Genomic DNA, 25,065 nt, shown 5'->3' with positions numbered 1-25,065 from the left:
ATATGGAACCAACATTACTAGAAAAGAAAATAGTAAAAAGTAAATCAACTAAAAAAGAATCTAAGTTTGTACCAATTGTATTTATTACGATTACAGTTTTATTTTTATCTCTCTTTCTATTACTGCCGCTCATCACGATTTTTCTAAAGGCTTTTGAACGAGGGGTTGATGTATACGTTGCAGCCGTAATAGATCAAGAAGCATTTTCGGCAATTCGGTTAACGCTTCTCGTTGCATGTATCGTCGTACCGCTTAATACGATATTCGGGATAGCGGCTGCATGGCTTATTACCAAATTTCAGTTTAAAGGAAAACAAATATTGCTTTCTCTTATTGAATTGCCATTTGCTGTGTCACCAGTTATCGCAGGACTAGTATTCGTTTTACTTTTCACACCGAGGGCTGCTCTTGGCGGATGGTTACTCGAGCATGGGATCAAACTCATTTTCTCTGTCCCAGGCATTATTATCGCAACGATTTTTGTAACATTTCCTTTCGTTGCACGTGAACTAATTCCGATTATGCAAGCGCAAGGGAAAAGTGAAGAAGAGGCAGCTCTATCACTTGGCGCAAGCGGCTGGAAAATGTTTTGGCGCGTTACACTTCCTAATATAAAATGGGGCCTTTTATACGGGATGATCCTATGTAATGCCCGTGCTATCGGTGAGTTCGGAGCAGTTTCTGTTGTATCAGGTCACGTACGCGGCGTTACGAATACGATGCCGCTTCACATTGAAATTTTGTACAATGAGTATCAATTTTCAGCAGCGTTCGCTGTGGCGACTTTAATGTCACTCATCGCTGTTCTTACGCTCGTTATAAAAAACTGGATTGAATGGAGAATGGAAAAACGACAATAGGGGTGATTATGGTGAGTATTCAAATTCAAAATGTATCAAAACAATATGGTACATTTCAGGCGCTAACAGACATTCATTTGGATATTCCAAAAGGCGAACTTGTCGCCTTATTAGGCCCGTCAGGTTCTGGGAAAACGACGTTATTACGAATTATTGCCGGATTAGAAGAAGCAGATGACGGATCTATATCATTTGATGGGGAAGACTTAACGAGCATTCATGTGAAAAATCGGCAAGTCGGCTTCGTCTTCCAGCATTATGCGCTCTTTAAACATATGAATGTATTTGAAAATGTCGCTTTCGGCTTAACGGTGAGAAAAAAAAGCTTAAGACCGTCAGCAGAAGTGATAGAAGAAAAAGTAACAGAACTATTGAAACTAGTAAAAATGGGTGGTTTCGCCAAACGTTATCCAGCGCAACTATCTGGCGGACAACGACAGCGTATCGCACTAGCACGGGCACTTGCAGTTGAACCGAAAATTTTATTACTTGATGAGCCGTTCGGTGCACTTGATGCAAAAGTGAGAAAAGAATTACGAAGATGGCTCCGGAAACTACATGACGAATTTCAAATTACGAGCGTATTCGTAACACATGATCAAGAAGAAGCACTAGACGTTGCGGACCGCATCGTTGTCATGAATGAAGGCCGCATTGAACAAATGGGAACACCGGAAGAAGTATATGAAAACCCAGCAAGCCCGTTCGTATATGACTTTTTAGGAAATGTAAATTTATTTCACGGCCGCGTCCATAAAGGTAAGCTGAATGTAGGATCGGTGGAACTAGAAGCACCAGAGCATAAGCACGTTTCAAACGTAGACGGAGTAGCTTACGTAAGGCCGCATCACTTATCCATCTCTCGTACGAAACAAAGCGTAGATGCAATCCCTGCAAAAGTATCATACTCTCACGCAGTTGGACCTGTCGTATATGTAGAATTAAAGCGAGACGGAACAGAGGAGTACTTAGAAGCAGAAATTAGTAAAGAACAGTTCAAACAGCTAAGCATTCAAGCGGGTGATGTTGTATACGTACAGCCGAAAGAAGTGAAGGTGTTCATTCCGGAGGATTTTGTTATTTAAGAGAGTTAAAATCAGCAATCTATTAATAAGAGGAAGCCTCCTAAAATATATTTTGGGAGGCTTCCTCCTTTATTTGTAGTGACAACCTTTTCTCATATGAAATATAACAAGGAGAGGGCTGTCGTGTTTTAGCAGTTATTAAGGAATATATTCTTATTACCTTCTATAAATAAAGGTATTACAGTTAAGGGAGGCACATTTATACCAGGAATATGAAGTTAAGTGTATTAGCTTCATTGAATGCTAGAACAAAATTGAAAGTGAAAATAAAAGGTTAGTTGAATAATGTTCATATTATGTCCCTAGCAAACAATAATAGATACAATTATTGTTAATCTTTAAATATATAATAAAAACAGTTATCTGTAATAACATTTGTAAAATTGTTGTTAAATTGTCGGATTTTGTGCACAAAATCTTCAAAACTTTAAAACTACATTTACTTCACTCTTTCATTTGTTTACATTATGATATGTAACATTATATATGTTAAAAATATTTCAGCGAGGTGAGTTTATGGAAGCAAAGAAATGGTATAGGTACTTAATCCAACTTATCGTAGTTGCATTAATCGTTACCTCCGTACCACTGAATGGATTGGCAGAAACGGCACCACCGTTTACACCATCTCCAAATTCAGAACAAAGTCCAGAAACAGAAAAGAAAGAGGAAAAGGAGTTACCAGCTCCACATCCAGATCAGTTAAAGAAGGATAAGGCTAAAGCTAAAGCACAGGCAAATCCGACTGAGATTGTAGAAGAAAGAACGGAAACAGAGAAAGTTTTCGATAATAATGATGGTACGTATACGAAAAAGGTATATACGGAACCGATTCATATTGAGAAAGATGGCAAGTTAGAGGAAGTTTCACCGAAATTAGTAGAAGCACCAAATGAAAAAATTGTAACGGAAAATACAAAATTAGAACCAGAATTTGAGAAAGCAACACAAGATGGAAAGTACGTTCAATTTAAAGTGAAAAATCATAACATTCAGTATAAAATAATAAGTGCAAATGGTGAGAAAGGTGAATTGAAGCCGTCACCAGTCACTGCAACACATGAAAAGAATACAGTATGGTATAAAGGGATTTTTCCAAATATTGATTTAAAGAGTACGACGTTTAACGAAAATGTAAAAGAAGATTTTGTATTACGTGAATATACAGGACATCACATTTTTACGTTTGCATTAGAAACAGATTTAACACCAACTATACAGGAAGATGGTTCTATCGACTTCCAAAATGAGAAAAAAGAAAAAGTCTTCACATTACCAAAACCGTATATGAATGATTCGAATGTGGATCAACAATCAGGTGAGGCTGTAACGTCAGATGCGGTTCGTTACAATATTGAGAAGACAGATGAAAAAACATATACATTAACTGTTACAGCTGATCCACAGTGGTTACAAGCACCGGAACGGAAATACCCGGTATATGTAGATCCTTCGGTGGAATTAGGTAACTTTGAAAATGCTTATGCTTCAAGCGCATATCCAACTGTAAACTATTCAGGAGGAAAGCTTTGGGACGCTGGTCAAAATGCTTATACATTAAAAGTCGGATATTATGATGGCGCATCTGGGACAAACTTTGCATTTATTAAACCAGACGTTTCGAATTTTAAAGGGGCAAACATTGAAAGTGCAACATTCAATGCACATACCATTTGGCATTATTATACGAATCAACCAAATGGTGTTTGGTTAGACGAAGTAACAGGTGCCTGGAATGTTGGCGGAGTGAACTGGAATAATAAACCGAACTCTGCAAATATTGCGCATGCCGATGTAACAAGAGGACAATGGGCAAAATTTAACGTAACAAATACAGTAAAAGCATGGGTAGAAGGCACAAAACAAAATAACGGCTTTAAGCTACATGCAAACGGAAATGGGCAAAACCATTGGAAGAAATTCATTGCAGCTGAAAACGGAGCAAATGCACCGTACTTAGAAGTAAAATATTCATATGCAAAACCGAATAAACCAAGAGTACAAACTTATTCAAATGGTAGTGGTAGTAGTTCCGGCCACTTCAATGTACAATGGGATGCAGTACCAGGAGCGAACGGCTATAAAGTAGCAATATTTAATGGACATGAATATGAAGAAATCGAAGTTGGGAATGTAACAAATTGGACAACAAAAGATAAAAAAATATTCCCAACGCCAGAAGAGATTGCACAAGGCCGTTATTGGGTGCATGATGATGGAAAAGGTGCAGAAGCACCAGTCAATCCCGGTCCAATTTATAAAAATGCATTTTTAGATAAAAGTCCGTATGGAGATTATAGTAGTGCACGTGGATATTGGGTTCGTATTATAGCCACCTACCCAACTGGTGAGGATAGTCCACTTTCTGATGAAGCAATTGTTTATATTCCATTGGAACAAGTGAAAAAGCCAGATGGCTCAGCGTATATCAATGCAACTGATCAAACAAATGGTTATGTAACATTGAAATGGGATGCAGTACCAGAAGCAGCAGGGTATAAGGTTTGGATTTATAACGGAAAAGATTACGAAGCGTTCGATGTAGGAAATAAAACAAATTGGACAACACAAAATGAGAAAATTTGGCCAACAAAAGATGAAATAGCGAAAGGCCAATATTTACTACATCATGATAAAAAAGGAACAGAATTAGCAGTAGATCCATCACCCGTGTATAAAAATTCTGGTGGAATTTATGCAGGTGCGAAAAACTATTGGTTCCGTGTAACGGCATATAGTAAAACTGGACATGCTGAAAGTGAAATTTCGCATGAGTTTGTACCAAGATTCTCCCAAGATTCTGGATTTATAGGGATGTTCGATTACTGGGCATCAATTCCTGTGTTAAATGGTAAAGTAAATGCTACAAATGGTAACTTTATCATGAGTGAGAAAGATATTACGTTATCAGGGCGCGGGCCGGATGTATCAGTAGAAAGAACGTACAATAGCCTAAGTAAAAAGGTAGGCTTATTTGGTACGGGTTGGTCGAGTGGATTAGAGGAAAGAATTTGGGCCGATGGAAATGGAAACTTACTTTTAATTTCTGCCGATGGTGCAAATATTACTTTTACTAGAACAGGAGATAATACGTATCAAGCTCCTACTGGTATATATTTAGAGATTAAGCAAGTATCAGGCGGATATGAAATAAAAGATAAAGACCAAACGGTTACTTTCTATAAATCTGGAGATGCACAAGGACGTATTGAGTATACAAAAGATAAATACGGAAATACGACAACGTATGAGTATGACAATGAATCGCGTTTATCAAAAGTGAAAAACGCTTCTGGCAAAGAGTTAGTCGTACAATATGATGGGAATAATAAAAAAGCCGCAAGAGTAATCGGTCCAGATAACAAGACGCTTACATTTAAGTACGATGGAGATTTATTAGTTTCTTCTACAACACCAGAAGGAAAAGTATATAAATACGGGTATGATAATGGATTGTTAACGTCTATTTATGACCCACAACATACAGATGCAAAACCATATAAAACATCGTATGCATACGAGAATAATAGATTAGTAAAAGTAACGGACCCATTAGGGAAAGTTACGACATTAGCATATAATACAAATGCGAAAGAAGTTACGTTAACGAATCCTAAAGGTCGTAAAACTGTTTATACGTATAACGATGCTGGAAATCCAGTGAAAACAGTTGAAGATGTGGGACGTCTGAATTTAACGACATCGTATGAATATAATGCAAACAATCTAGTAAAAACAACCACTCCTAAAAATCAAACAGAAACAGCGACCTATGATGGTAATGGGAATGTAACTTCTGTTACTGATGAAATGGGAACAGAGAAATTTGAGTACAATAAAGATAATGGAATTATAAAATCGACAGATAATGAAGATCGTAAAACAACTGTTGCTTATAAAGGAGCAAATACAGAAGTATCTCAAACAGACCAAGGAGCAAATACATCTTCTGTTATTCACCATGATCAATACGGTAATCCGATTGAAACAAGTAAAGAATTAAGTGCCGGAGGAAACTTAATTCAAAATCCGAGTTTTGAAATGAATGGTACGGAAAAATGGGTGAAAGTGGATACGAATAATAGCGGATCTATCTCAAAAGATGCAACACCAGCACCAGGTGGTCTGGGCGGGGAATCATCACTCAAAATTACAACGCAAGCAACGAATAATGATTGGGGCTATATTGCCGCAATTCAAGAAGTAACGTTAGAACCAAATACAACGTATACATTAAGTGGTATGGTGAAAACGGATTTAGTCAATGGTGCTGCTTTCTTCAATATACAGTCATTAAATGAAAACGGTGCTGGTATAGATGGTGGTTGGTATGATACTCGTCATAATAAAATTCAAGGAACGAGTGATTGGGTAAATCGTCAAGTTACCTTTAAAACAACAGAGCAAACGAGAAAAGTAAAAATCTATTTACAAGTAGAAAATGGCGGTTCTGCCACGAGCGGTTCGGCATGGTTTGATAAAATACAATTGGAAAAAGGAGAAGTTTCTTCAAGTTTTAATCCAGTTCTAAATAGTAGTTTTGAAGAAAACTTGCCAGATGGATTTGTGCCACAGTGGGTAAGAAGTTGTTCTCAACATTGTGAACGTAACGATGTATCTGATGATAGTTTCACAGGCCACTCGTCTATTGTAATGGAGAGAAGTGAATATGGCCCAAATGATATTGGATACCGTAATCGTGTCATTTTAAACCAGAAAAAGGCAGAAACAGTAACACTTACTGCGATGTCTAAATCTGAAAATGTAGTCAATGACGCACCAGATAAACTTTCCAAAGATTATGCAGTTTTAGCTGAAACCTACTATCAAGATGGAACTGTAGTAAATTATTATACGAGTTTCCCAAGTGGGACAAATGATTGGAACCGTAGTGCAGCTGTTATTCCAGCAACGAAACCAATCCAAAAGATTGAAATATTCCTTCTCTTTAGAAAGAATAACAAAGGAAAAGTATGGTTTGATGATGTTCGTTTACTAGAAGGAAACGCTCTTATTAAAAACGAGTACGACAACGACGGAAATGTTATTGCGATGTATGATGAAGATGGACAGAAGAATACATTCACATACGATGCATCAGGAAATAAAAAGAGCGAAACAGATGAAAAAGGAAATACAAAACTATATGATTATAACAAAGATAATCTATTAATGAAGGTTACTTTGAAAAATGGTACCTCTGTAAATTATCGTTATGATCATAATGGAAATACAACAGAGAAATCTGTCATGTTTGGTGGGAAAACACAAACACACAAATATGAATATGATGTAGATAATAAAAATACAGTGTATATCGATGCGTTAAATCGTCGTATTGAACATACGTACGATGAAAATGCAAACAAAATTAAAACAAAAATGCCAAATGGTTCTATTTTAGAATCTGTATATGATACAGCAGATCGTGTCGTTGGTGAAAAGCGCAACGGAAAAGATTCATTTACATTTGAACGTGATCAAAATGGACAAGTTACGAAAGTAAAAGACCATGTCAATGGTGTAGAACGTACAAAAACATACGATAAGGCTGACCGTGTCACGAGTGCGACGGATAGCCGAGGCGGAAAAGTTGACTGGACATATCACGACAAAGCAAACAGTAAGACAGAGAAATTAAAAGAACAAACAGTAACACAAGGCGGATACACAAATAAAGTATCGTATGACTACAACACGTTAGATCAAAACATACGTGTGACAGACGGTTCGCAAACGTATCGATTTGATTATGATGATCAAGGAAATGTTCGTACGTATACAGCTGGTAATGGTTCAGGTTCTACCTTCAACTATGACCAGGCGAACAAAATTAAAGATTTAGTAGTAGGTACATCGAACAGTATTCTCCTATCTGAACGATATGAATATGACCAAGCGGGTAACCGTACGAAGATCAAGCATGAAGGTGCGGGCGGAAAAGTAACAGAAACAAACTTTGTATATGACCCGATTAACCAATTATTAAATGAAGCACTACCAAATGGAACAAGTAAATCTTACACATACGATGGATTTGGAAATCGTACAAGTGTGAAAGTTGTAGAGAATGGAAAAGAAACAAAGTCTATAGCGGCAACATTCAATGAAGGAAATCAGCTTGTAAAATTCGGAAACGTATCGTTAACGTATGATGCGAATGGAAATCGTACATCAGATGGAAAGTACAAGTATACATGGAATGAAGATGACCAAATTGTAGCCATCACAAAACAAGGTGAGAGCAATGCATTCGCAACGTATAAATACGATGAAAATAATCGTCGTATTGAAAAGAGTGTAAATGGTCAAGTAACACGATATTTCTATGATGGAGATAGCATTAACCCGCTATATGAGACGGATGTTAGTGGAACTGTACTTCGTCAATATGTATACTCTGTAGACGGCTTACGTTTGGCTATGAAATCGAATGGACAAACGTTATACTATCACTATAACCCACGTGGTGATGTAGTTGCGATGACAAACCAAAATAGAGAAGTTGTAGCAACGTATGAATACGATGCATGGGGTAATGTATTAAAGAGTGACGCAAAAGGTATCGCAGCAGACAATCCATTTGGATATGCGGGATACATGTATGATAAAGAAATTGGTATGTATTACTTGATTGCGAGGTACTATAATCCGGAGCATGGGGTGTTCTTATCGGCGGATCCTGATCCAGGTGATGAAGATGATCCGGTTACAATGAATGGGTATACGTATGCAGATAATAATCCAGTGATGATGACGGATCCTGATGGGCATGTAGCTTGGTGGATAACTGGTGCATTAGGTGGGGCTGCTTGGGAAGTAGGAAAGTATCTGTATAAAAATAGAAATAAAGGTTATACGTGGAAGGGTGGACTTAAAGCAGCGGGATATGGAGCAGCTAAAGGTGTATTATTTGGTGGGATAGGACGAACATTTGGATATCTTTCTCACTTAAATGTTGGAAAAAGAGTGGTTCAAAAAGGATATAAGCCAGTAGTTAGACAATTAAAATCCAATTACGAGCGTTTTAAGAAGAATCCTATAAAACAGATTAAAAGGAACCCAGGTGCTAGACTTGACGGAATGAAAAGGGCGAAAAAACAAAGGAAAAAAGCATTTAAAAATTCAACGACAGCGAAACTTATGAAGATTTCGAATGCAGTGAGAAGACGTTAATGAAGGGAGACTAAAAGTGCTTATAGAAATTTTAGAATTTGCTTCTATCTTGGCTTTAGTAGCTGTATTAACATTAACTGTTATGTTACAAGATATATTTTTTATAAATATAAATAAACAATATACTGAAACACGTATTGGGACAATTATTTTTAGTATCCGTATGTTGTTTGGGGCATGGGTAATATTTGTTACGGAAACTACTATAATTGCTATCTCAAAAGTGACTGCAATTCAATTAATTATTTTACTTCTTATTTGGGTATGCTCAAAGTATGTACAAAAAACTCGTGAAAATTGGCTAATCACTATAGTTGCTTTTGTTATTTATGGTGTTGGTACTTACATTTATATTCAGTTTGCTTTTAAAGGCTATTAATATATCACCAGAAAAATTAGTGGTTAGAAAGATTCATTTGTGAAATGTGTGTATGAATGAAGTACATGAAAAGTTACTATATGATGTAGAAGAGGATAAGAAATAAATAGAGAAATAATTTGGAGAAGGAAGAGCGAATATAGGCTCTTCTCTCTTTTGGTATACATTAATTTTCTTATGATTATAAAATCATAAGAAGAAACGTTATATTATCACTATAACCCTCGTGGTGACAGATCAAAATAGAGAAGTTGTAGCAACGTATGAAGATGCATGGGTAATGTTTTGAAAAGTGATACGAAAGGTATTTTAATAAATATTATACCATTATATGAAGAATATATAATAGGATTCGTTTATTACAAAGAACAGGGAATTAGGCACATAAAAAGACCTTTTCCATAACATGAAAAGAACGAATGGATTTTGTTATTTAAATAAAAACCGAACCACCATCTAAATGGCGATTCGGTTTTCTTTATCTATTTTTTCTCTACTAATTTTTTATTCTTCCAATCTAGTGTAAACGATTTATTAAATGTTTTTTGATAAACATCTTTTACGTTGTTTCCAACCCAGTTTGCAGTTCCGAATGTGTAGCCTGGACGAAGTTGGTAGTCGTCGGCGTGTTTTGTATAAGCGACTTGTAAGTTAGATTGGTCTGTATTTTTTTCAGAGATCACAACAGCAATCATACCAGGAGAGAAACCACTATTTGTTAGCGCTGGAAGTTGATCCATCGGTATTAAATTACCTTTTGCATCGGATTCATATAGGTATGTGCGAGAGTGCATGAACAGTTGGTTTCCGTATAAAGAATGGTAGGAATCACGTGTGTAAATACCCCAGTTTTGATTGTTATATCCGTTAAAGAATACGTTCCACTTTACGTTTTTATTTGTTTGGTCAATTAAGTTTGTTTTATAACTGGTTTGTTTATAGCTTACAGAGTCAGACCAAGTTACTTGACCAGTTGCACCCGCTTCAGCACTAGGGCCATTTGGCGTTGCAGAAGCTTTAACAGAACCGCCAAGTTGATAAGATACGCTAGAGGTTACAGTCGTTTCTTCTACAGCGTTTGTAGGTGCTACGTTAAAGAAACGGGCGCTGTTATCTTGAAGGTTAAATGCAATATCATATTGTGAAGGATAGCGTAATGTTGCACTAGCGCCAGGGATTGGGTAGTTATCAATAGGCGCACTACTTATAGTAGGATTTGCTTTTAGGAAACTACCAGTTGTATTAATAACGGCAATCTGTTTATCAGCGCTTGGATCATCGATAAAAGTTACCTTTAAAGACATTGTCATATTGTCAGCTTGATCATTATTAAATGTATTATAGCTCGTATGTGTTTTTGCATTTTGCCCGATATCTGTTACAACTTGTGACGTCGTTTGAGCGTAAGTAGCAGGTGTTGAAAGTGCTAAAGCGCTACTAGTAAAAGCAGCGGATAATGCTAAACATTTTAAATATGTTTTAGAACGTTTCATGCAATCACTTCCTTTTATTTTTGTCGATATATGTCGTATTTCGTTTATATCGTAACATGAAAATAAAACGGAAGGGATGGTTATGCATAATTGCATAGGTGAGTTTTGGATAGTGAAATTTTATGAATCCTTCTCAAGGGAATCGACGCTGTATTGTTTATATATTCCTCTTCATAAACTCCCCAACCTGCGTCGCAACAAACGCAACATCACTAAACAGTTAGAGGTTTTTATTGTGAAGATTGCTGTGCTTAATATTTACGCTATAAGTGCATAACAAGTTATAATAGAAGAAATCAATAAGGAGGTTAGTTGTGAAGAATCTTCGTTATCTCAATATATTTACGATATTAATTATATACACACTACTTATGCTTTACATAGGCTGGAACGGCTGGGTTTGGCTTCATGCGGTATTTGGCTGGGAGTCTTGGGGATATTACGCTTTCGTAGTCGGATTTATTTCGTATGCGTACATTCTCGTGCAAGTGTTTAAGTTCTTGCCATTTCTACGAACGATAGGTTCAATTTGGTTTGCGGTCATACAATATGCGCTTATGTTATTGCCGCTAGCAAATATTACGGTCTTTCTTCTACAGTTTTCAGTGGAGAAAGAAGCGGCAATTATTTGGACAGGCACGGCTGTGTTAGCTGCATTTATCTTTATCTTTGCGTATGGAGTATTCAACGCATATAGCCCGGTAGTAAGAAAATACGAGGTGCACATACCGAAAAAAGTAGAGGGACGTAAAAGCTTACGCATTGCGATGGCTTCGGATATGCATTTCGGTAAATTATCTGGCGTTTCGCATTTAAAAAGACTTGTCCGTCATGTAAATGAGATGGAGCCTGATATTATTTTACTGCCAGGTGATATTATCGATGATCATCCAGGTGTGTTCATTCAAAAAAATATGGGACCAATTATGAAACAAATGAAAGCGCCATTAGGCGTATATGGTGTGTTAGGAAACCACGAATATTATGGACGAGCGGTTCCAGAATTTTTACAAGAGATGGATAAAATCGATATTCGTATTCTGTTAGATGAAGTGATCACAATTGAAGATGACTTCTATCTTGTTGGAAGAAGAGATAAAACAGAGCGAGATCGCCAAAGTTTTGAAAGTTTAATGAGTACGGTAAATAAATCCATGCCTGTTATCGCAATGGACCATCAACCATTTGAATTAAAACAAGCAGTAGCGGCAGGTGTAGACTTATTATTATCTGGTCACACGCACCGCGGACAAATGGCACCGAATCATATTGTAACGAGAAGAATGTACGAACTAGACTGGGGATACGCACAAAAAGGTGCATTCCACGCGATTGTTTCTTCTGGTTTCGGATTTTGGGGACCACCTCTTAGACTTGGAAGTAGGTCGGAGATTGTGCAGGTGGAAGTTACGTTTGAATAGGATTATAAAATAGAGAGCTGATGGCTCTCTATTTTTTTCAATAAAAACAAATAACAATAAATATCTCTGTTGGTGCTAATTTCATAAAAGAGGTACGATTATAAGACTTGGATGAGATAAAGGGGGATTATAAGTGGTTATAACAGATGTAATATACGGAGAATGTGAAGTGGATCAAGTAGCAGAAGAGTTGATCTTAAGTAAGTCTGTGCAAAGACTAAAAGGTATTCATCAAAATGGCGCAAGCTACTTAATAAATGAGAAATGGAATGTAACGCGCTTTGATCATTCTGTTGGCGTTATGTTGTTAATTAAGAAACTCGGTGGTTCAGTGGAGGAACAAATTGCAGGTTTACTGCATGATGTATCGCATACTGCTTTTTCCCACGTGATTGATTACGTTTTTGATAATGAGGATGAAAGTTATCATGAAGAGATATTTAGTTCTGTCGTGAAAAACTCAGACATTCCAGCTATCCTTGCGAAGTATGGTTATAACTATGAAGATATTTTGTTAGATGATTCGAAGTGGACGTTACTGGAAAGATCAGCACCAGAATTATGTGCAGACAGAGTGGATTATACGTTACGAGATATGTATACATATGGGTATATTTCTTTAGAAGAAGTTCACAGTTTTTTAGAGGATGTCATCGCTGTAGATGGGAAAATGGTTCTTCAAAGTATCGAAATGGCTGAGTGGTTTACAGAAACGTATTACAAAGAAGTAATCGATTTCTTTATGAAGCCAATGAATATTTACGGAAATGATATGTTAGCGAAAACGTTAAAGTTAGTTCTGCATAAAAGGGTTATTCATGCAGATGATTTTCTTCTTGAAGATGATGAGCTAATTTCGAAATTGAAGCAATGTAGTGATCCAGAAGTGCATGCTTTATTAAGCAAAGTTCATCCGAATGTAAAAGTAAAAGAAGATAGAAACGATTATGATTTGTATCAGAAAAATAAAGTCCGTCTTATTAATCCGCCAGTACTTCGTGAAGGCGAGGTTTTTCGATCGTCTGTTGTATCGGAAAAAATAAAACAGATGAGTGGGATCGCTTATGAAAAAGCGGTGAGAGGGATGTATGTGAAAGTGATTTCGGATTAAAAAAGGAGAGCATCACTTTGCTCTCCTTTTCTCATTAATAATCAAACCAATTCCAAACCTCAATATCTCCAAGAGTCGCATAACGTACGTGCGGAGAGTTTTGTAATTTTAATAACTCTTTCGACGGCCCAGTAATGACAATGCCGTATACTTTTACGCCGTTATCTTTTACATATTTATAACGTTTATCTAAGTTTAGTTCTTTCTCAGGAAGTGCTGCTATTTTGCTTACCGTTTTTTTATGGATAGAAAGGACGCGCATCATTTCGATTACTTGATCTTCTGGCGTTTTGTACTTGTCTGCGTTACTGTCTAGAAATCTTACATGTTCTGGAAATCCTATAGCTTCTCCGCCATGTAAGATATAGTCATCTACATTTTTTCTTTCTTGTCCTGTATCTAAAGCGTACCATACAGGAGTTGGAGGGAGTTCTTGTGCTTCGAATATGCTATATAAAAGCGGCTCTAATTCTTTTAAAGTGTAAGTTTTATCAAAAGAAATTGCTATTTCTGCAACGGTTCCATCATGTACTTTTGCAAGTGTATCCCATACTTTTTTTGAGGAATCCTTTAAATAATCACCCTGCTTTGTTTTGGGATGAACAAAGAAGAGTTTTGGTTGATAGAACGGATTCATCCAAGTTTGTTTCGTGACATCTACAGATGATAAGAAGCTTTTTGTTTCTACTGTACCGAGTGGCATTACTTTTTTACCGACGGTTCTTACTAAATCGAAGCTGCTGTTCGTACGGAAAAAAGCTTCTACACTTGTTCCGCCCCCCATAACACGGCTATTTGGGATAGTTGCCTCAAGTGCAAGCGAAGGAACTTCTCTAATTTCTTCTAGCCTTTTATCATTATTAGCTTGAAAATAAAAGGCTGATAATACCCCGCCGATTATATATATAACGATGCAAATGGATAATATAAAACCAAACGTTTGTAACCGATGTTTCCACTTAATTCTCCAAAAAGGAACTTTAAGATCTTTTGGCGGTAATTTTTTCTTTACGGGTTCACTCTTCGCAAGCAATTCATCTAAATGTGCTTCACATTCTTCACATGTCTCAATATGACTTTCTAACTGCTTTTGTTCATCATGCGTGAGCGTTCCGTTTTCGTACTTCTCCCATAGTTTTTTAAACTTTGTACAACCCATCCCTATCACTCCTTTATGCTTTTCGTCTCTTTTCGTCCCCTGTGTAATTCAATTTTTACTTTCGCTAGTGAGAGACCGGTCATTTCTGCTATTTCCTTATACGAGAATCCGTAGTAATCTCGTAGTAGTAACACATTTCGTCTTTCAAGGGGAAGAGAAGATAAACTGTCTAACCAACTAGCAATCTCATGTTTTACGAAATAAGAGTGCTCTGTACTTGGTACGTTTGGTAAATGGAATTCTTCAACTGTCGTTGTTTTATATCTTTTTTCTTTTCGATACCAATCGATAAAGGCGTTGTAGGCAATCGTAAATAACCACGGCCTAATTTCTTCTCCTTTATAATAGTCAATATGGACGAGCATTCGATAAAATGTTTCTTGCATGAGATCTTCCGCGTAGTGGGAATCTCCGGTTAGGGAGAGAAGATAGCGAAATAAATCTTGCATATGCTCGGAGTAAATTTCTTCTAATGATTGTTTGCGTTTCACTACATTTCCCTCCCTTCATACATAACAACGAAATACATATAAAAAAGTTACAATGTTTTATGGAATTATAGTAAAAAACGTCAAGAATTGGATAGGATTCTCTTTTATCATAATACATATAAGGCGGGTGAACAGAGATGGAAAGCTATGAAACACAAATTCAAAGGTCAATTAATTATATTGAAGAAGATGTCATGGAAAAACAGACGTTGCGTAATTTAGCACGTATTGCAGGTTTTTCTGAGTCGCATTTTCATCGTGTATTTCAGGCGTTAGTAGGTGATACAGTAATGGAGTATGTTCGAAAGAGGAGGTTAGCCCGGGCAGCTTATCAACTTTCTCATACGGATGAAAAAGTTATTGATATTGCGTTTGAGCATGGCTTTCAATCTCATGAAACGTTCACGAGAGCCTTTAAAAAATTATTTCAAATGACACCGAGTGAATATCGAAAACAAGACATTGAAACACCGATGTATTATAGCGTGAATGTAAAGCAAAGAAAATTAAATCCATATTTAGGAGGCATACAAATGGAATATCGTATTGTAAATAAACCAGAATTTTTAGTGGCGGGTTATGAACTGAAGACGACAAGTAAAGAAGGGAAAAACCATCAAGACATCCCAGCATTTTGGCAAGAATATTTACAGAAAGATCTTGGAACGACAATTCCGAATCGTAAAGATACGAGCCAATGGGTAGAGCTTGGATTATGTACTGATTTTAATTTAGAAACAGGGGACTTCACTTATATAATTGGAATGGAAGTTACAGGTTTTGAAAATGTACCAAATGAAGTTGCGAAGCGTACTTTCCCAGCAGCGACATATGCTGTATTTACAACACCGAAAGTTCCTCATGAAGAAATGGTATCGTCTATTCATCAAACGTGGAATGCTGTGTTCTCAGAATGGTTCCCGCATTCAGGGTACGAACATTGCGGCGTTAATGAGTTTGAGCTATACGATGAGCGTTCCCATGCAGATAAAAGTGAGTTCGCTCAAATTGAACTTTGGATACCGGTGAAGAAGAAGTAATAGAAAGAAAAGCGAGCCACTGCGTGGTTCGCTTTTTTCATATAGGTTGCGATATTTGTCGATAAGTCGATATATCTTGAAAATCGCTAATATAATTTCATGTACTGCTGAACTCCGCCAAAAGAAAAGACGCCACTTAGCGTCTTTTCTACGAATGAAATGGGAACACAAGTATAATCGTCGTTCCTTTTCCAAGTTCGCTATCGATAGAAATCGTTCCATTATGAGCATGAACGAGCTGTTTCGTAATGGCGAGGCCAAGCCCCGTTCCGATGTTGCTTTCTTCTGTATTCGTTCCTCTGTAATATCGCTCAAATAGAAGCTCTTTCGTTTTGTCATCCATTCCTTTTCCGTTATCTGAAATAGAGAGTGTAAATGAAGTAGCGTTTTGGGAAAGTTTTACGCTCACATTTGTCGTTTCATTATTATGTTTTACAGCGTTTACGAGTAAGTTTTCGATAATACGCTGGAACCATTTTTCTTCAATGAAATATTGAATTTTATTTGAGCTTGGTACGAATTCAATATTTTGATTTTGAAGTGTCGGATTATTAATGAATTGTAATAATACTTTTTGGACGAATTGATTCATTTCAATGTTTACATGCTGCGCAGGAAGACTGTTATTTTTTAATTGATACGTTAAGCTTAAGTCATCGATTAATGTCGTCATATATTGAGATTTCTCTTTCATAACGCTGCCGAATTGTTGAATGTCGCGATCAGTCCAGTTGTACTGCTGTGATTCTAGTAATAATGCGTAGCCATATATAGAGCTAAGTGGCGTTTTTAAATCATGTGTGAGACCAGTAATCCATTCTTCACGTGTTTGCTGCAGTACTTGCCTCATCGCATCATTTTTTTTGAGTGTAATAGAAAGATGCTCTAGTGAATTTGTCACATCACTAAATAAGCGGAATGACCATTTTTCTTTACCAGATCGCCGGAACCTGACAGGTTTCCCTTTTTTACTAACAGGTTCTTCGTACTTTCCACCAGCGATGTTTTTAAGCCAGCGCATCGCATGGAGTAACGGTTTTCCAAATTTATTACCGTACCAAATAGAAAGAATGACTAAATAAACAAATACGATAAGAAGGATTAATCCGCATCCGATTAGAAACTTTTTAGTAAATACATCGTCTATTTCATCATCTGGGTAGTAGTACTCATTTTTGGCAGTTACAACAAGAAGATTATTGCTATTTGTGTCATAAAAGCTAGACGTGTTTTCTTTATGATTCCACGGTTCCTTTTCGCTAAGAGCAGCTTGTATGACAGAAAACGTTTTTTTCTTTCCATCTGGATAGGAGAATACTTCTTCGCCATCACTATTAAAGATTTGAAGTGCTGCTTTTTCTTTAGAAAGTAACTGTTTTTCTTCTTCTGTTAATATGAACGAATCCGTAGATACAGAGGGGTGCTCTTTCTGTATTGTTTTCAGTAATACATTGCTTTTTAACATACCGCCGTATATAACAAGTACGTTCTTTTCTTCTAGTTCAATTTCCCAATATGTAAATGTATAAGGGCTTTCTATATGATTCTGTATATACGAGAATAAAGATGTTTTCGTATAAGATGTCGGTACGTCACTCGGCGTATTAAAGTGATAGAGAACTTTTCCATTGTCCTCTACAACTTGAATCCAATCATTTTTTTCTTTAATTAAGTCTTTTACTTCAGCTTTTAACGAAATATCGCCATCTTCTGAAGAGATATATCTTGCAATCATAAAATTATCAGCATCTGGAATATTCGGTTCGTATGAAGTACTAGTAACAAGGAAAATTAAATAAGTGAAAGCAGCTACTACAGCAAGCAGTAATGTAACTAAAACAAATACGTGTTGCAGAATAAACTGGATAATAAGTCGTTTATTAAAATTCATATCGTCACCCTACTTTGTAATGAACTTATAGCCAAGTCCGCGAACAGTTTTTATATATTCTGGTTTACTTGGGTCTTGTTCAATTTTTTCACGTAGTTTTCGAATGTGGACCATAACGGTATTGTCATCGCCATTGTAGGCAGGTGCTCCCCAAACTTTTTCGTATATTTCTTCTTTCGAAAATACGTAGTTCGGATTCTCGCAAAAGAAGAGTAATAGCTGAAATAGCTGGGCGGAACATTCGACAACATGTCCATTTACTGTAAGTTCTGCGGAATATCGATCAATTTCAAATCTACCAAATGAACTGAAGTTTGCTTTTTGTTCGTGTGGTACTGCTTGTTTTATATGTCTTCGGAGTTGTGCTTTCATACGAGCGACTACTTCAAGTGGATTAAATGGCTTCGTAATATAATCATCTGCACCGTGTGAAAATCCAGATATTTTATCTAAATCAGATGTTTTGGCTGTGAGGAAGAAGATAGGGCAATCTGTTTTTTCGCGAATGATTGGACAAATATCAAAACCAGATTGTCCAGGAAGCATGACATCTAAAATAATTAAATCGTAATCGTTTTGCGCGGTGAGAGATAAAGCTATTTCAGCGGATGTTGCAGTTGTAATATGAGAAAAACCTTCTTTTTCAAGAATGGTAGTTAGTAATTGTAAAATTGCTGTTTCATCATCAACGAGCAAAATATTTGCTTGGTACATAAAAAATCCCTCCTAATTTCCTCGAATATCATATCATCTTTCTATAATTTATGGAATTTTTAAGGAAATTTTAAGGTTTTCTTTCGCAAAAAATTAAGAATCAAATGATATGATAAAAGAACATAGGGGAGGAGATGAGTGTGAATCCGTTTCAAACGATGCGAGCTAGATATTTTTTAATTGTATTTGCACTATTAACTTTAGTTGCAAGAGTCAGTAATGAATTGATAGAAAATACATTTCATATGCAAAATTCTACTTTTATAAATATTCTTATATTCTATATCCTTCCGATTACATGGATTTTTTATGAATATAGAAAACACCGTGTTTCCTTTTCATTATTTGTTAATAAAAATGAAACATTTAACCTGGTGCAAGTTTTATACATTGCGATTATGTTATGCGTGTTTAGTTATGGATATCTTATTTTGTACATGTATAGCTTTGCATGGATTACACCGGAATTTATTATGAACGCATTACGTGAACCGATTATAGATAGCACAGGGGGACATGTATATCAAGTTATTATGGTCGTATTCATCGCACCAATTATTGGTGAATTTGTTTTTCGGGGGTTTTTATTGCAACGCTTTGCAGCAAAGTGGGGAACGAGTGTAGCGATCATTGTAGTAGCGATGTTGTTTGCGTTGTTACACGTTGATTTCCTAGGTGCAGTTGTATTTAGCGTTGTACTATCAATCGTATATATTCGTACGAATAGCTTACTCATGCCAATTGCTATTCACATGTTAAACAATGCATTTGTAATCGGTGCTTCTTTTCTAATAAATAAAGAAGAGATAATGAGTTTTGCAGATTTCTCAAATTATACGACGTTCTTTCCAGGGCTTATTATTTTTATAACAGGATTAAACTTAGTACTCATCTTTTTATTTGTTAACCGCAAATATTGGAGTAAAGAAATGCCAGCTATATATGTAGAGCAAGAAAAGAGTTTTTCAGATGTAGTGGGAGATAAATAAATAGATGCTACGTCTCTTACAGATATGTGTGATAAAAGCGTTTGTCATTGGGTGCAACCTGTAGTAGATACGATTGTGTTTCCAGAGTATTACTTATTTTCTAGTACTCATTTAAAAGAAAATATTATTTCTCTTCTTATTGTGTTAGGGGTTTTATTAATATTTGGTTTAATTGTAGAAGAAATGATGAAGCGCATCTTCAGAAGAAATGAAGAGAAGTATATGTGGGTTCATAAAGTATTCGAGAAAGTAATAGTGGCTTTCCTTTTGTTTTATAGTATGAAAACAATCATTTACTTTATAGCTTTGAAACATCATTAATTCTAAATTTGAAAGGGATGTATAAAATTATATGAATGAAACAATATCATCAAATAAGTTTTTTTATTTGATTTTGCTTAGTATTGTGCTGATAACGACAGTCAATGTTATTCTTCGCTGGGAGGAAGCTTATTTCTTCATGTATTTAGCACTTCATTTGCTAGGGATATTATGTATAAGCGGCGGAGTAGTTGCTGAAAAAAAGAGTGAAGAAAGCGTTAATTATATGTGTGTGACCGGTCTTATTTTACTTTTAGCTGTACAAGGTATTATGAAATATAGTTCTTTTTCTTTACAAGATTTTAGTTTATTAGTGGATGTACTTCCGTAAGGGGACCCGTTATGTTATCTAAGAAGCAAATAGGATACGTACTAGTTTTAATTGGATTTTTTACGCTTATTGTAACGACTTTATTTTTTCAAGACTATGAATATATACGCTATATAAAAGGCGCTGGTTTAATATGTTGGGTTGTAAGTACGTTTCTTATCCCAGAGTATGAACCGAAGAAAGTGTCTAAAGGTAGGTAAAACTCTTCTTTTTGTAGAAGAGTTTTTTTATATAACTAGAAGAATCTCGAGCAATTCGCTTAATAAGCTTGTTCTAATTTAGCATGTACGAACTTACAATAATAATAGACAGGCAGCATAGAGGAGGGAATAGCGTGAGGAAGGTTATTGGGTGGTCGCTTTTTTTGTACGTTGGGTTTGCGTTGCTTATATATTGGTATTTATTTGGATGGAATCATGAACTGATTCCGGACATGTATAAAGGAACAAAGGCAGATCCAGAAACGTTTATGAATGCAAGAGAGCTTACGCTAAGCCAAGATTATTCGCGCGTGAAAAATTTACTGTACTTTTTAGCGACGCCTCTTGAATGGATTATTTTATTATTTGTACTTGTGCTCGGTGTTTCAAGAAAGTTTGAGAAATGGTCGAAGGAAACGACGAAAATAAGTGTCCTGCAAGTTGCGATTTATTTCTTTTATTTATCACTACTCACAACAGTTCTAGCCCTGCCGATGCAATGGATTAGTCGAAAAGTGTCCGTTGATTACGGCATTTCAACGCAAAGTACACAAAGCTGGATAAAAGATCACGTTATCGGTTTTTGGGAGAGTTATGCGACGATGTTAATCGTAGTTACTGTTCTGTTATGGCTCATTCGTAAATTCCCTAAGAGATGGTGGCTAGCGGGATGGGCACTCTCTGTTCCATTTACAATCTTTTTAACATTCATACAGCCTGTCGTTATTGATCCACTGTATAACGACTTCTCGACGCTGAAAAATAAAGAATTAGAAACGAAGATTTTAGCGATAGCAGAAAAAGCTGACATTCCAGCTAAACATGTATATGAAGTAAATATGTCGGAAAAAACGAATGCATTAAATGCATATGTAACAGGAATTGGCCCTAACGCTCGTATTGTAATGTGGGATACAACGCTTAAGCAATTAAAAGATAAAGAGATTTTATTTATAATGGCCCATGAAATGGGGCATTATGTTATGAAACATATATATTGGGGCGTTGCGAGTTATGTATTGCTATCGTTTATAGGGATGTATCTCATTAGTCGTATTATCAATATGTGTATTCGAAAATGGGGAGATACGCTGCAAATTTCAAAAGTAGCATGTTTCTCAATTTTACCTTTATTTTTCTTAATTTCTTCTGTACTCTCTTTTGCATCACAGCCAGCAACAAACTATGTTTCTCGTATAGAAGAACGAGCGGCAGATCAATATGCTTTAGATATGACGAAAGATGGGGAATCTGGTGTGAAAACGTTTCAATACTTATCAAAAACGAGTTTAAGCCAAGTAAATCCGCCTGCATTAGTGAAGTTTTTCTTATACACACATCCACCAATTTTCGAAAGAATTCATACGTTTGAACAATATGAGAAACAAAGCAAAAAGGAGTAGCTATTATGCTACTTCTTTTTTTATAGAGATATAAGTTTGATATTGGGAATATTTATCATTGCTTTTTATTGTGATTTTGTAAATAATAAGCTATAAAATTCTAAAAATCTATATATAAAGGAATAAAGGTGGAAATATGTATTTTTTACAAAATTTAAAAGTGAAACATAAATTATTCTTACTTATCTCATTAGCAGTTTTGGGTATGACAATTATGAGCTGTGTAGCAATTAATTCTATTAATAAGATTAAGCACGATACAGAGATTGTAGTAGATGATTATCAAAATTCTGCAGTTATATTAGAAGGAATGCTTCGTACACAAAATTCACTAGAATATAACTTACTAGAATTAATTACAACGTCACCAAATGAGGGGACAAATAAAGAGGGGATTATTAGTAATGTTGAAAAGGATCTTAAAAAATATGATTCTTTATTAAAAGAATATGATGATGGCGTTAATTTAAGTAAGCAAGAGGATGAACTGTTTCAGAAGATGAAGAAATCTTTGCCAAGTTATATGGAGACATATAAGAAGTTGTTTAATAAAGCGAAGGTAACAAATGAATCTCAAATGGTAAACGAATTTCATAAGGAATTAAAACCGCAGGGAGTAGAGTTAGCTAGTTATGCTGTAGATCTAGAAGCGTATGTTTCAAATTTAGCTGACCAAGTATTTAAAGATTCTCAAAAAATGATAGATAGGTCCGTTATTACTTTTATCGTTCTTGTAGTAGTTACTACAATCGTTATATGTATAGTGAGTTATATTATTAGCAGGCTTATAGTTGCTCCTTTACAAACGGTTAGTCGTATGATGGAAAGAGCGAAAGAGGGAGATTTAACTGTACATGGTGAGTATAATGCTAAAGATGAATTAGGTGTATTAGTAAGTGATTTTAATGAAATGATTACAGGGTTAAGAACAAATATGAAAGAGGTAGATAATAATATTCAGCTTTTATTCCAACATGCAGACGGAGTAGTATCTGCATCGGAAGTATCTAGTGGTGCAGCGAAGAAAATCACTATAGATATTGAAGAAGTTGCAAATGGTGCAGAGAGCCAAATGCAAGCAATGGCACAAACTGCGGGTGCGATGGAAGAGTTGACACAAGGAATGCAGAGTATAGTGGATACATCATCCTCTGTAAATGAATTGTCTGCTCAGTCGGCATTAGATGCAGAAAGTGGTAATAAGTTAATGAAACAAATGATTCAACAGATGGATATAATCCAAAATTCAGTACATAGCGGTGTGAAACAAGTAGAGACTATGAAAGAACAATCAGAAGAAATTGTTAAAATCATTGATGTTATGCAAGGTATTACCTCTCAAATTAACTTATTAGCATTAAACGCCGCAATTGAGGCTGCACGTGCTGGGGAAAGTGGTAGAGGATTTGCAATTGTGGCAGATGAAGTAAGAAAATTAGCAGAACAATCTAGTGATTCTGCAAAACAAATTGAGAAGCTTATTACTCAAGTTATGGGAACAACGAACCATACGGTACATATGATGGGGAAAGTAGATAATGAGGTACAGGCAGGTACACAAGTAGTAATGCATACAGAAAAAGTATTTGGAAAAATTACAGAAAAAGTACAGCAAGTATCTGAGCAAATTCAAACGGTATCTATGTCTACAGATGAAATTGCAGCGAGTAGTGAAGAGATTTCGGCTTCTGCAGAAGACATGGCTCAAATTTCCCAAAGATCATCTGACCGAACTGATAGGGTAAAAGAGTCTATTCAACAGCAAGAAAAATCTGTTCAAGAGATCTCGGTTTCAATTGAACATATGCATAATGCAGCAGGAGGATTAAAACAAATAGTTGCCCAATTTACTCTTCAAAAGTAGTAGTATATTTAATTTTTGATATAGAAAAATTCTTCTCAATGAATAAAAAGATCATCCTATGTAAAAAGGATGATTTTTTTATGGGAATTTTGTGAGGGATATATTTTGTAAATTCTAATTTTTTACAATTTTACAATTATAATATATAATAATACGTAATGTTTTGGAGATTTTTCGTTTGTAAAAGGTAGGTTATAGGAGGAGAGAAAGGGTGTTCAATAAAAAATCAATGCCAGCTATAAAAATGATCCTTTCGATGTCTATTTTCGGATCAATTGGATTTTTTTCTACTCAAACAGGTTTACCGTCTTTTGAATTAGTATTCGTTCGTTGCATTTGTGCGACTATATTTTTAGCATTATGTTGGCTCGTAACAGGACAGTATAAAAGTGAGAAATGGAATAAAAAAGAAATTGTACAAATATTAGCATGCGGTGTATTTCTCGTTTTTAACTGGGTATTTCTATTTAAAGCGTTTGAAGTTATGTCGATTACAATTGCGATTTCAGTTTATCATCTTGCACCCATTATCGTATTAATGATTGGTAGTATTGTATTTAAAGAGAGACTTACAGTGTTTGCTGTTATGTCCATTGTCATTTGTTTTATCGGTACAGTTTTAGTAGCTGGAGTAGATGGAAGTCTATCGCTCGAAAAACTGATGTCATCTGGAATGGTATGGGCACTTCTTGCAGCATTATTTTATGCTTTTACCACTTTATTAGGAAAAGGAATTCAGCATACGAGCGCATATGCGATGACATTTTTACAAACATTTTTAGGTATATTTTTATTGCTACCATTCGTAGACTTTGGCAAGTTTCAAGGGTTAACAGAGATGAACTGGATGATGATCACAGCGACAGGTCTTATACATACGGGATTTGTATATTACTTATTTTTTGATAGTTTAAGAGGTTTATCGACGAGATTAATTTCTGTATTAGTGTTTTTAGATCCTGCGGTTGCAATCCTATTAGATACAGTCTTTACCGGATTTAGACCAACTAGTATGCAAGTAGTAGGGATTGTTCTTATCTTTTTAGGGATGGCATTTTCTTTTCGAAAAGCGAAGGATGAAAAAATAGCAGTAAAAGAAAGTTTGTATTCTTAATTGTAAATAATCAGATGTATTCT

Annotated in this window: 19 protein-coding genes and 1 pseudogene; 15 read left to right on the top strand and 5 right to left on the bottom strand. The window is 35.7% G+C overall.

What is annotated here, in order from left to right; genetic code table 11:
- Positions 1 to 2 precede the first annotated feature (2 nt).
- From cysW to MKO96_RS29580, 5 genes and pseudogenes are all read left to right on the top strand, one after another.
- Entirely contained in the window at positions 3 to 860 is an 858-nt protein-coding gene (gene cysW, locus MKO96_RS08965; protein ID WP_240587281.1) for a sulfate ABC transporter permease subunit CysW, read from the top strand.
- Between the two features lie 11 nt (positions 861 to 871).
- The gene (locus MKO96_RS08960; RefSeq protein ID WP_240587280.1) at positions 872 to 1,945 is read left to right on the top strand and encodes a sulfate/molybdate ABC transporter ATP-binding protein; all 1,074 of its coding nucleotides are present in this window, start codon (positions 872 to 874) and stop codon (positions 1,943 to 1,945) included.
- Between the two features lie 516 nt (positions 1,946 to 2,461).
- Complete coding sequence (locus MKO96_RS08955) at positions 2,462 to 9,121, top strand: DNRLRE domain-containing protein (protein WP_240587279.1); 6,660 nt, start codon at positions 2,462 to 2,464, stop codon at positions 9,119 to 9,121.
- A gap of 16 nt (positions 9,122 to 9,137) precedes the next feature.
- Positions 9,138 to 9,500 carry a hypothetical protein gene (locus MKO96_RS08950; RefSeq protein ID WP_061659203.1) on the top strand — a complete coding sequence of 121 codons (363 nt, stop codon included), beginning with the start codon at positions 9,138 to 9,140 and terminating at the stop codon, positions 9,498 to 9,500.
- Between the two features lie 198 nt (positions 9,501 to 9,698).
- Positions 9,699 to 9,887, top strand: a pseudogene (locus tag MKO96_RS29580) (RHS repeat domain-containing protein); the annotation flags it as partial.
- 95 nt (positions 9,888 to 9,982) lie between these two features.
- Here the strand turns inward: MKO96_RS29580 and cytK2 are convergent.
- Entirely contained in the window at positions 9,983 to 10,993 is a 1,011-nt protein-coding gene (cytK2, locus tag MKO96_RS08945) for a beta-channel forming cytolysin CytK2 (protein ID WP_240587278.1), read from the bottom strand.
- A 314-nt stretch (positions 10,994 to 11,307) separates the two neighbouring features.
- Between cytK2 and MKO96_RS08940 the strand changes: the two genes are divergently transcribed.
- On the top strand, positions 11,308 to 12,414 hold the full coding sequence (locus tag MKO96_RS08940; protein ID WP_240587277.1) for a metallophosphoesterase: 1,107 nt from the start codon (positions 11,308 to 11,310) through the stop codon (positions 12,412 to 12,414).
- 133 nt (positions 12,415 to 12,547) lie between these two features.
- Entirely contained in the window at positions 12,548 to 13,525 is a 978-nt protein-coding gene (locus MKO96_RS08935; protein WP_240587276.1) for an HD domain-containing protein, read from the top strand.
- 34 nt (positions 13,526 to 13,559) lie between these two features.
- Here the strand turns inward: MKO96_RS08935 and MKO96_RS08930 are convergent, their stop codons facing one another.
- Both MKO96_RS08930 and MKO96_RS08925 read right to left on the bottom strand, forming a co-directional pair.
- On the bottom strand, positions 13,560 to 14,684 hold the full coding sequence (locus MKO96_RS08930; protein WP_240587275.1) for an anti-sigma factor: 1,125 nt from the start codon (positions 14,682 to 14,684) through the stop codon (positions 13,560 to 13,562).
- Between the two features lie 5 nt (positions 14,685 to 14,689).
- Positions 14,690 to 15,175, bottom strand: a complete 486-nt coding sequence (locus MKO96_RS08925; RefSeq protein ID WP_240587274.1) for an RNA polymerase sigma factor — start codon at positions 15,173 to 15,175, stop codon at positions 14,690 to 14,692.
- A gap of 137 nt (positions 15,176 to 15,312) precedes the next feature.
- Here MKO96_RS08925 and MKO96_RS08920 point away from each other — a divergent pair, with 137 nt between their 5' ends.
- A complete protein-coding gene (locus MKO96_RS08920; protein WP_240587273.1) occupies positions 15,313 to 16,215 on the top strand; it encodes an AraC family transcriptional regulator in 903 nt (300 codons plus the stop codon).
- A gap of 148 nt (positions 16,216 to 16,363) precedes the next feature.
- On the opposite strand, the gene MKO96_RS08915 is transcribed toward MKO96_RS08920, so the two are convergent.
- Positions 16,364 to 18,106 carry a sensor histidine kinase gene (locus MKO96_RS08915; protein ID WP_240587272.1) on the bottom strand — a complete coding sequence of 581 codons (1,743 nt, stop codon included), beginning with the start codon at positions 18,104 to 18,106 and terminating at the stop codon, positions 16,364 to 16,366.
- 9 nt (positions 18,107 to 18,115) lie between these two features.
- Complete coding sequence (locus tag MKO96_RS08910) at positions 18,116 to 18,820, bottom strand: response regulator transcription factor (protein ID WP_000283856.1); 705 nt, start codon at positions 18,818 to 18,820, stop codon at positions 18,116 to 18,118.
- Between the two features lie 134 nt (positions 18,821 to 18,954).
- On the opposite strand from MKO96_RS08910, the gene MKO96_RS08905 reads away from it, so the two are divergent.
- The 7 genes from MKO96_RS08905 (at position 18,955) to MKO96_RS08875 (ending at position 25,042) form a co-directional block, all read left to right on the top strand.
- A complete protein-coding gene (locus tag MKO96_RS08905) occupies positions 18,955 to 19,809 on the top strand; it encodes a CPBP family intramembrane glutamic endopeptidase (protein WP_240587271.1) in 855 nt (284 codons plus the stop codon).
- 24 nt (positions 19,810 to 19,833) lie between these two features.
- Positions 19,834 to 20,130, top strand: a complete 297-nt coding sequence (locus MKO96_RS08900) for a hypothetical protein (RefSeq protein WP_240587270.1) — start codon at positions 19,834 to 19,836, stop codon at positions 20,128 to 20,130.
- A 31-nt stretch (positions 20,131 to 20,161) separates the two neighbouring features.
- Positions 20,162 to 20,461, top strand: a complete 300-nt coding sequence (locus MKO96_RS08895; protein WP_097949528.1) for a hypothetical protein — start codon at positions 20,162 to 20,164, stop codon at positions 20,459 to 20,461.
- Positions 20,462 to 20,472: 11 nt separating this feature from the next.
- Complete coding sequence (locus MKO96_RS08890) at positions 20,473 to 20,661, top strand: hypothetical protein (protein WP_016088942.1); 189 nt, start codon at positions 20,473 to 20,475, stop codon at positions 20,659 to 20,661.
- Positions 20,662 to 20,795: 134 nt separating this feature from the next.
- Positions 20,796 to 22,064, top strand: a complete 1,269-nt coding sequence (locus MKO96_RS08885) for a M48 family metallopeptidase (RefSeq protein WP_240587269.1) — start codon at positions 20,796 to 20,798, stop codon at positions 22,062 to 22,064.
- Between the two features lie 136 nt (positions 22,065 to 22,200).
- Positions 22,201 to 23,928, top strand: coding sequence for a methyl-accepting chemotaxis protein (locus tag MKO96_RS08880; RefSeq protein ID WP_240587268.1), 1,728 nt, complete (start codon positions 22,201 to 22,203; stop codon positions 23,926 to 23,928).
- Positions 23,929 to 24,139: 211 nt separating this feature from the next.
- Positions 24,140 to 25,042 (top strand): DMT family transporter, encoded by a 903-nt coding sequence (locus tag MKO96_RS08875; RefSeq protein ID WP_240587267.1) that lies wholly within the window; start codon positions 24,140 to 24,142, stop codon positions 25,040 to 25,042.
- The last annotated feature ends 23 nt before the right edge of the window (positions 25,043 to 25,065 follow it).

Source organism: Bacillus sp. ES1-5 (genome assembly GCF_022487605.1).
Taxonomy (GTDB): domain Bacteria; phylum Bacillota; class Bacilli; order Bacillales; family Bacillaceae_G; genus Bacillus_A; species Bacillus_A wiedmannii.
This window is presented reverse-complemented; position numbering and strand designations above follow the sequence as displayed.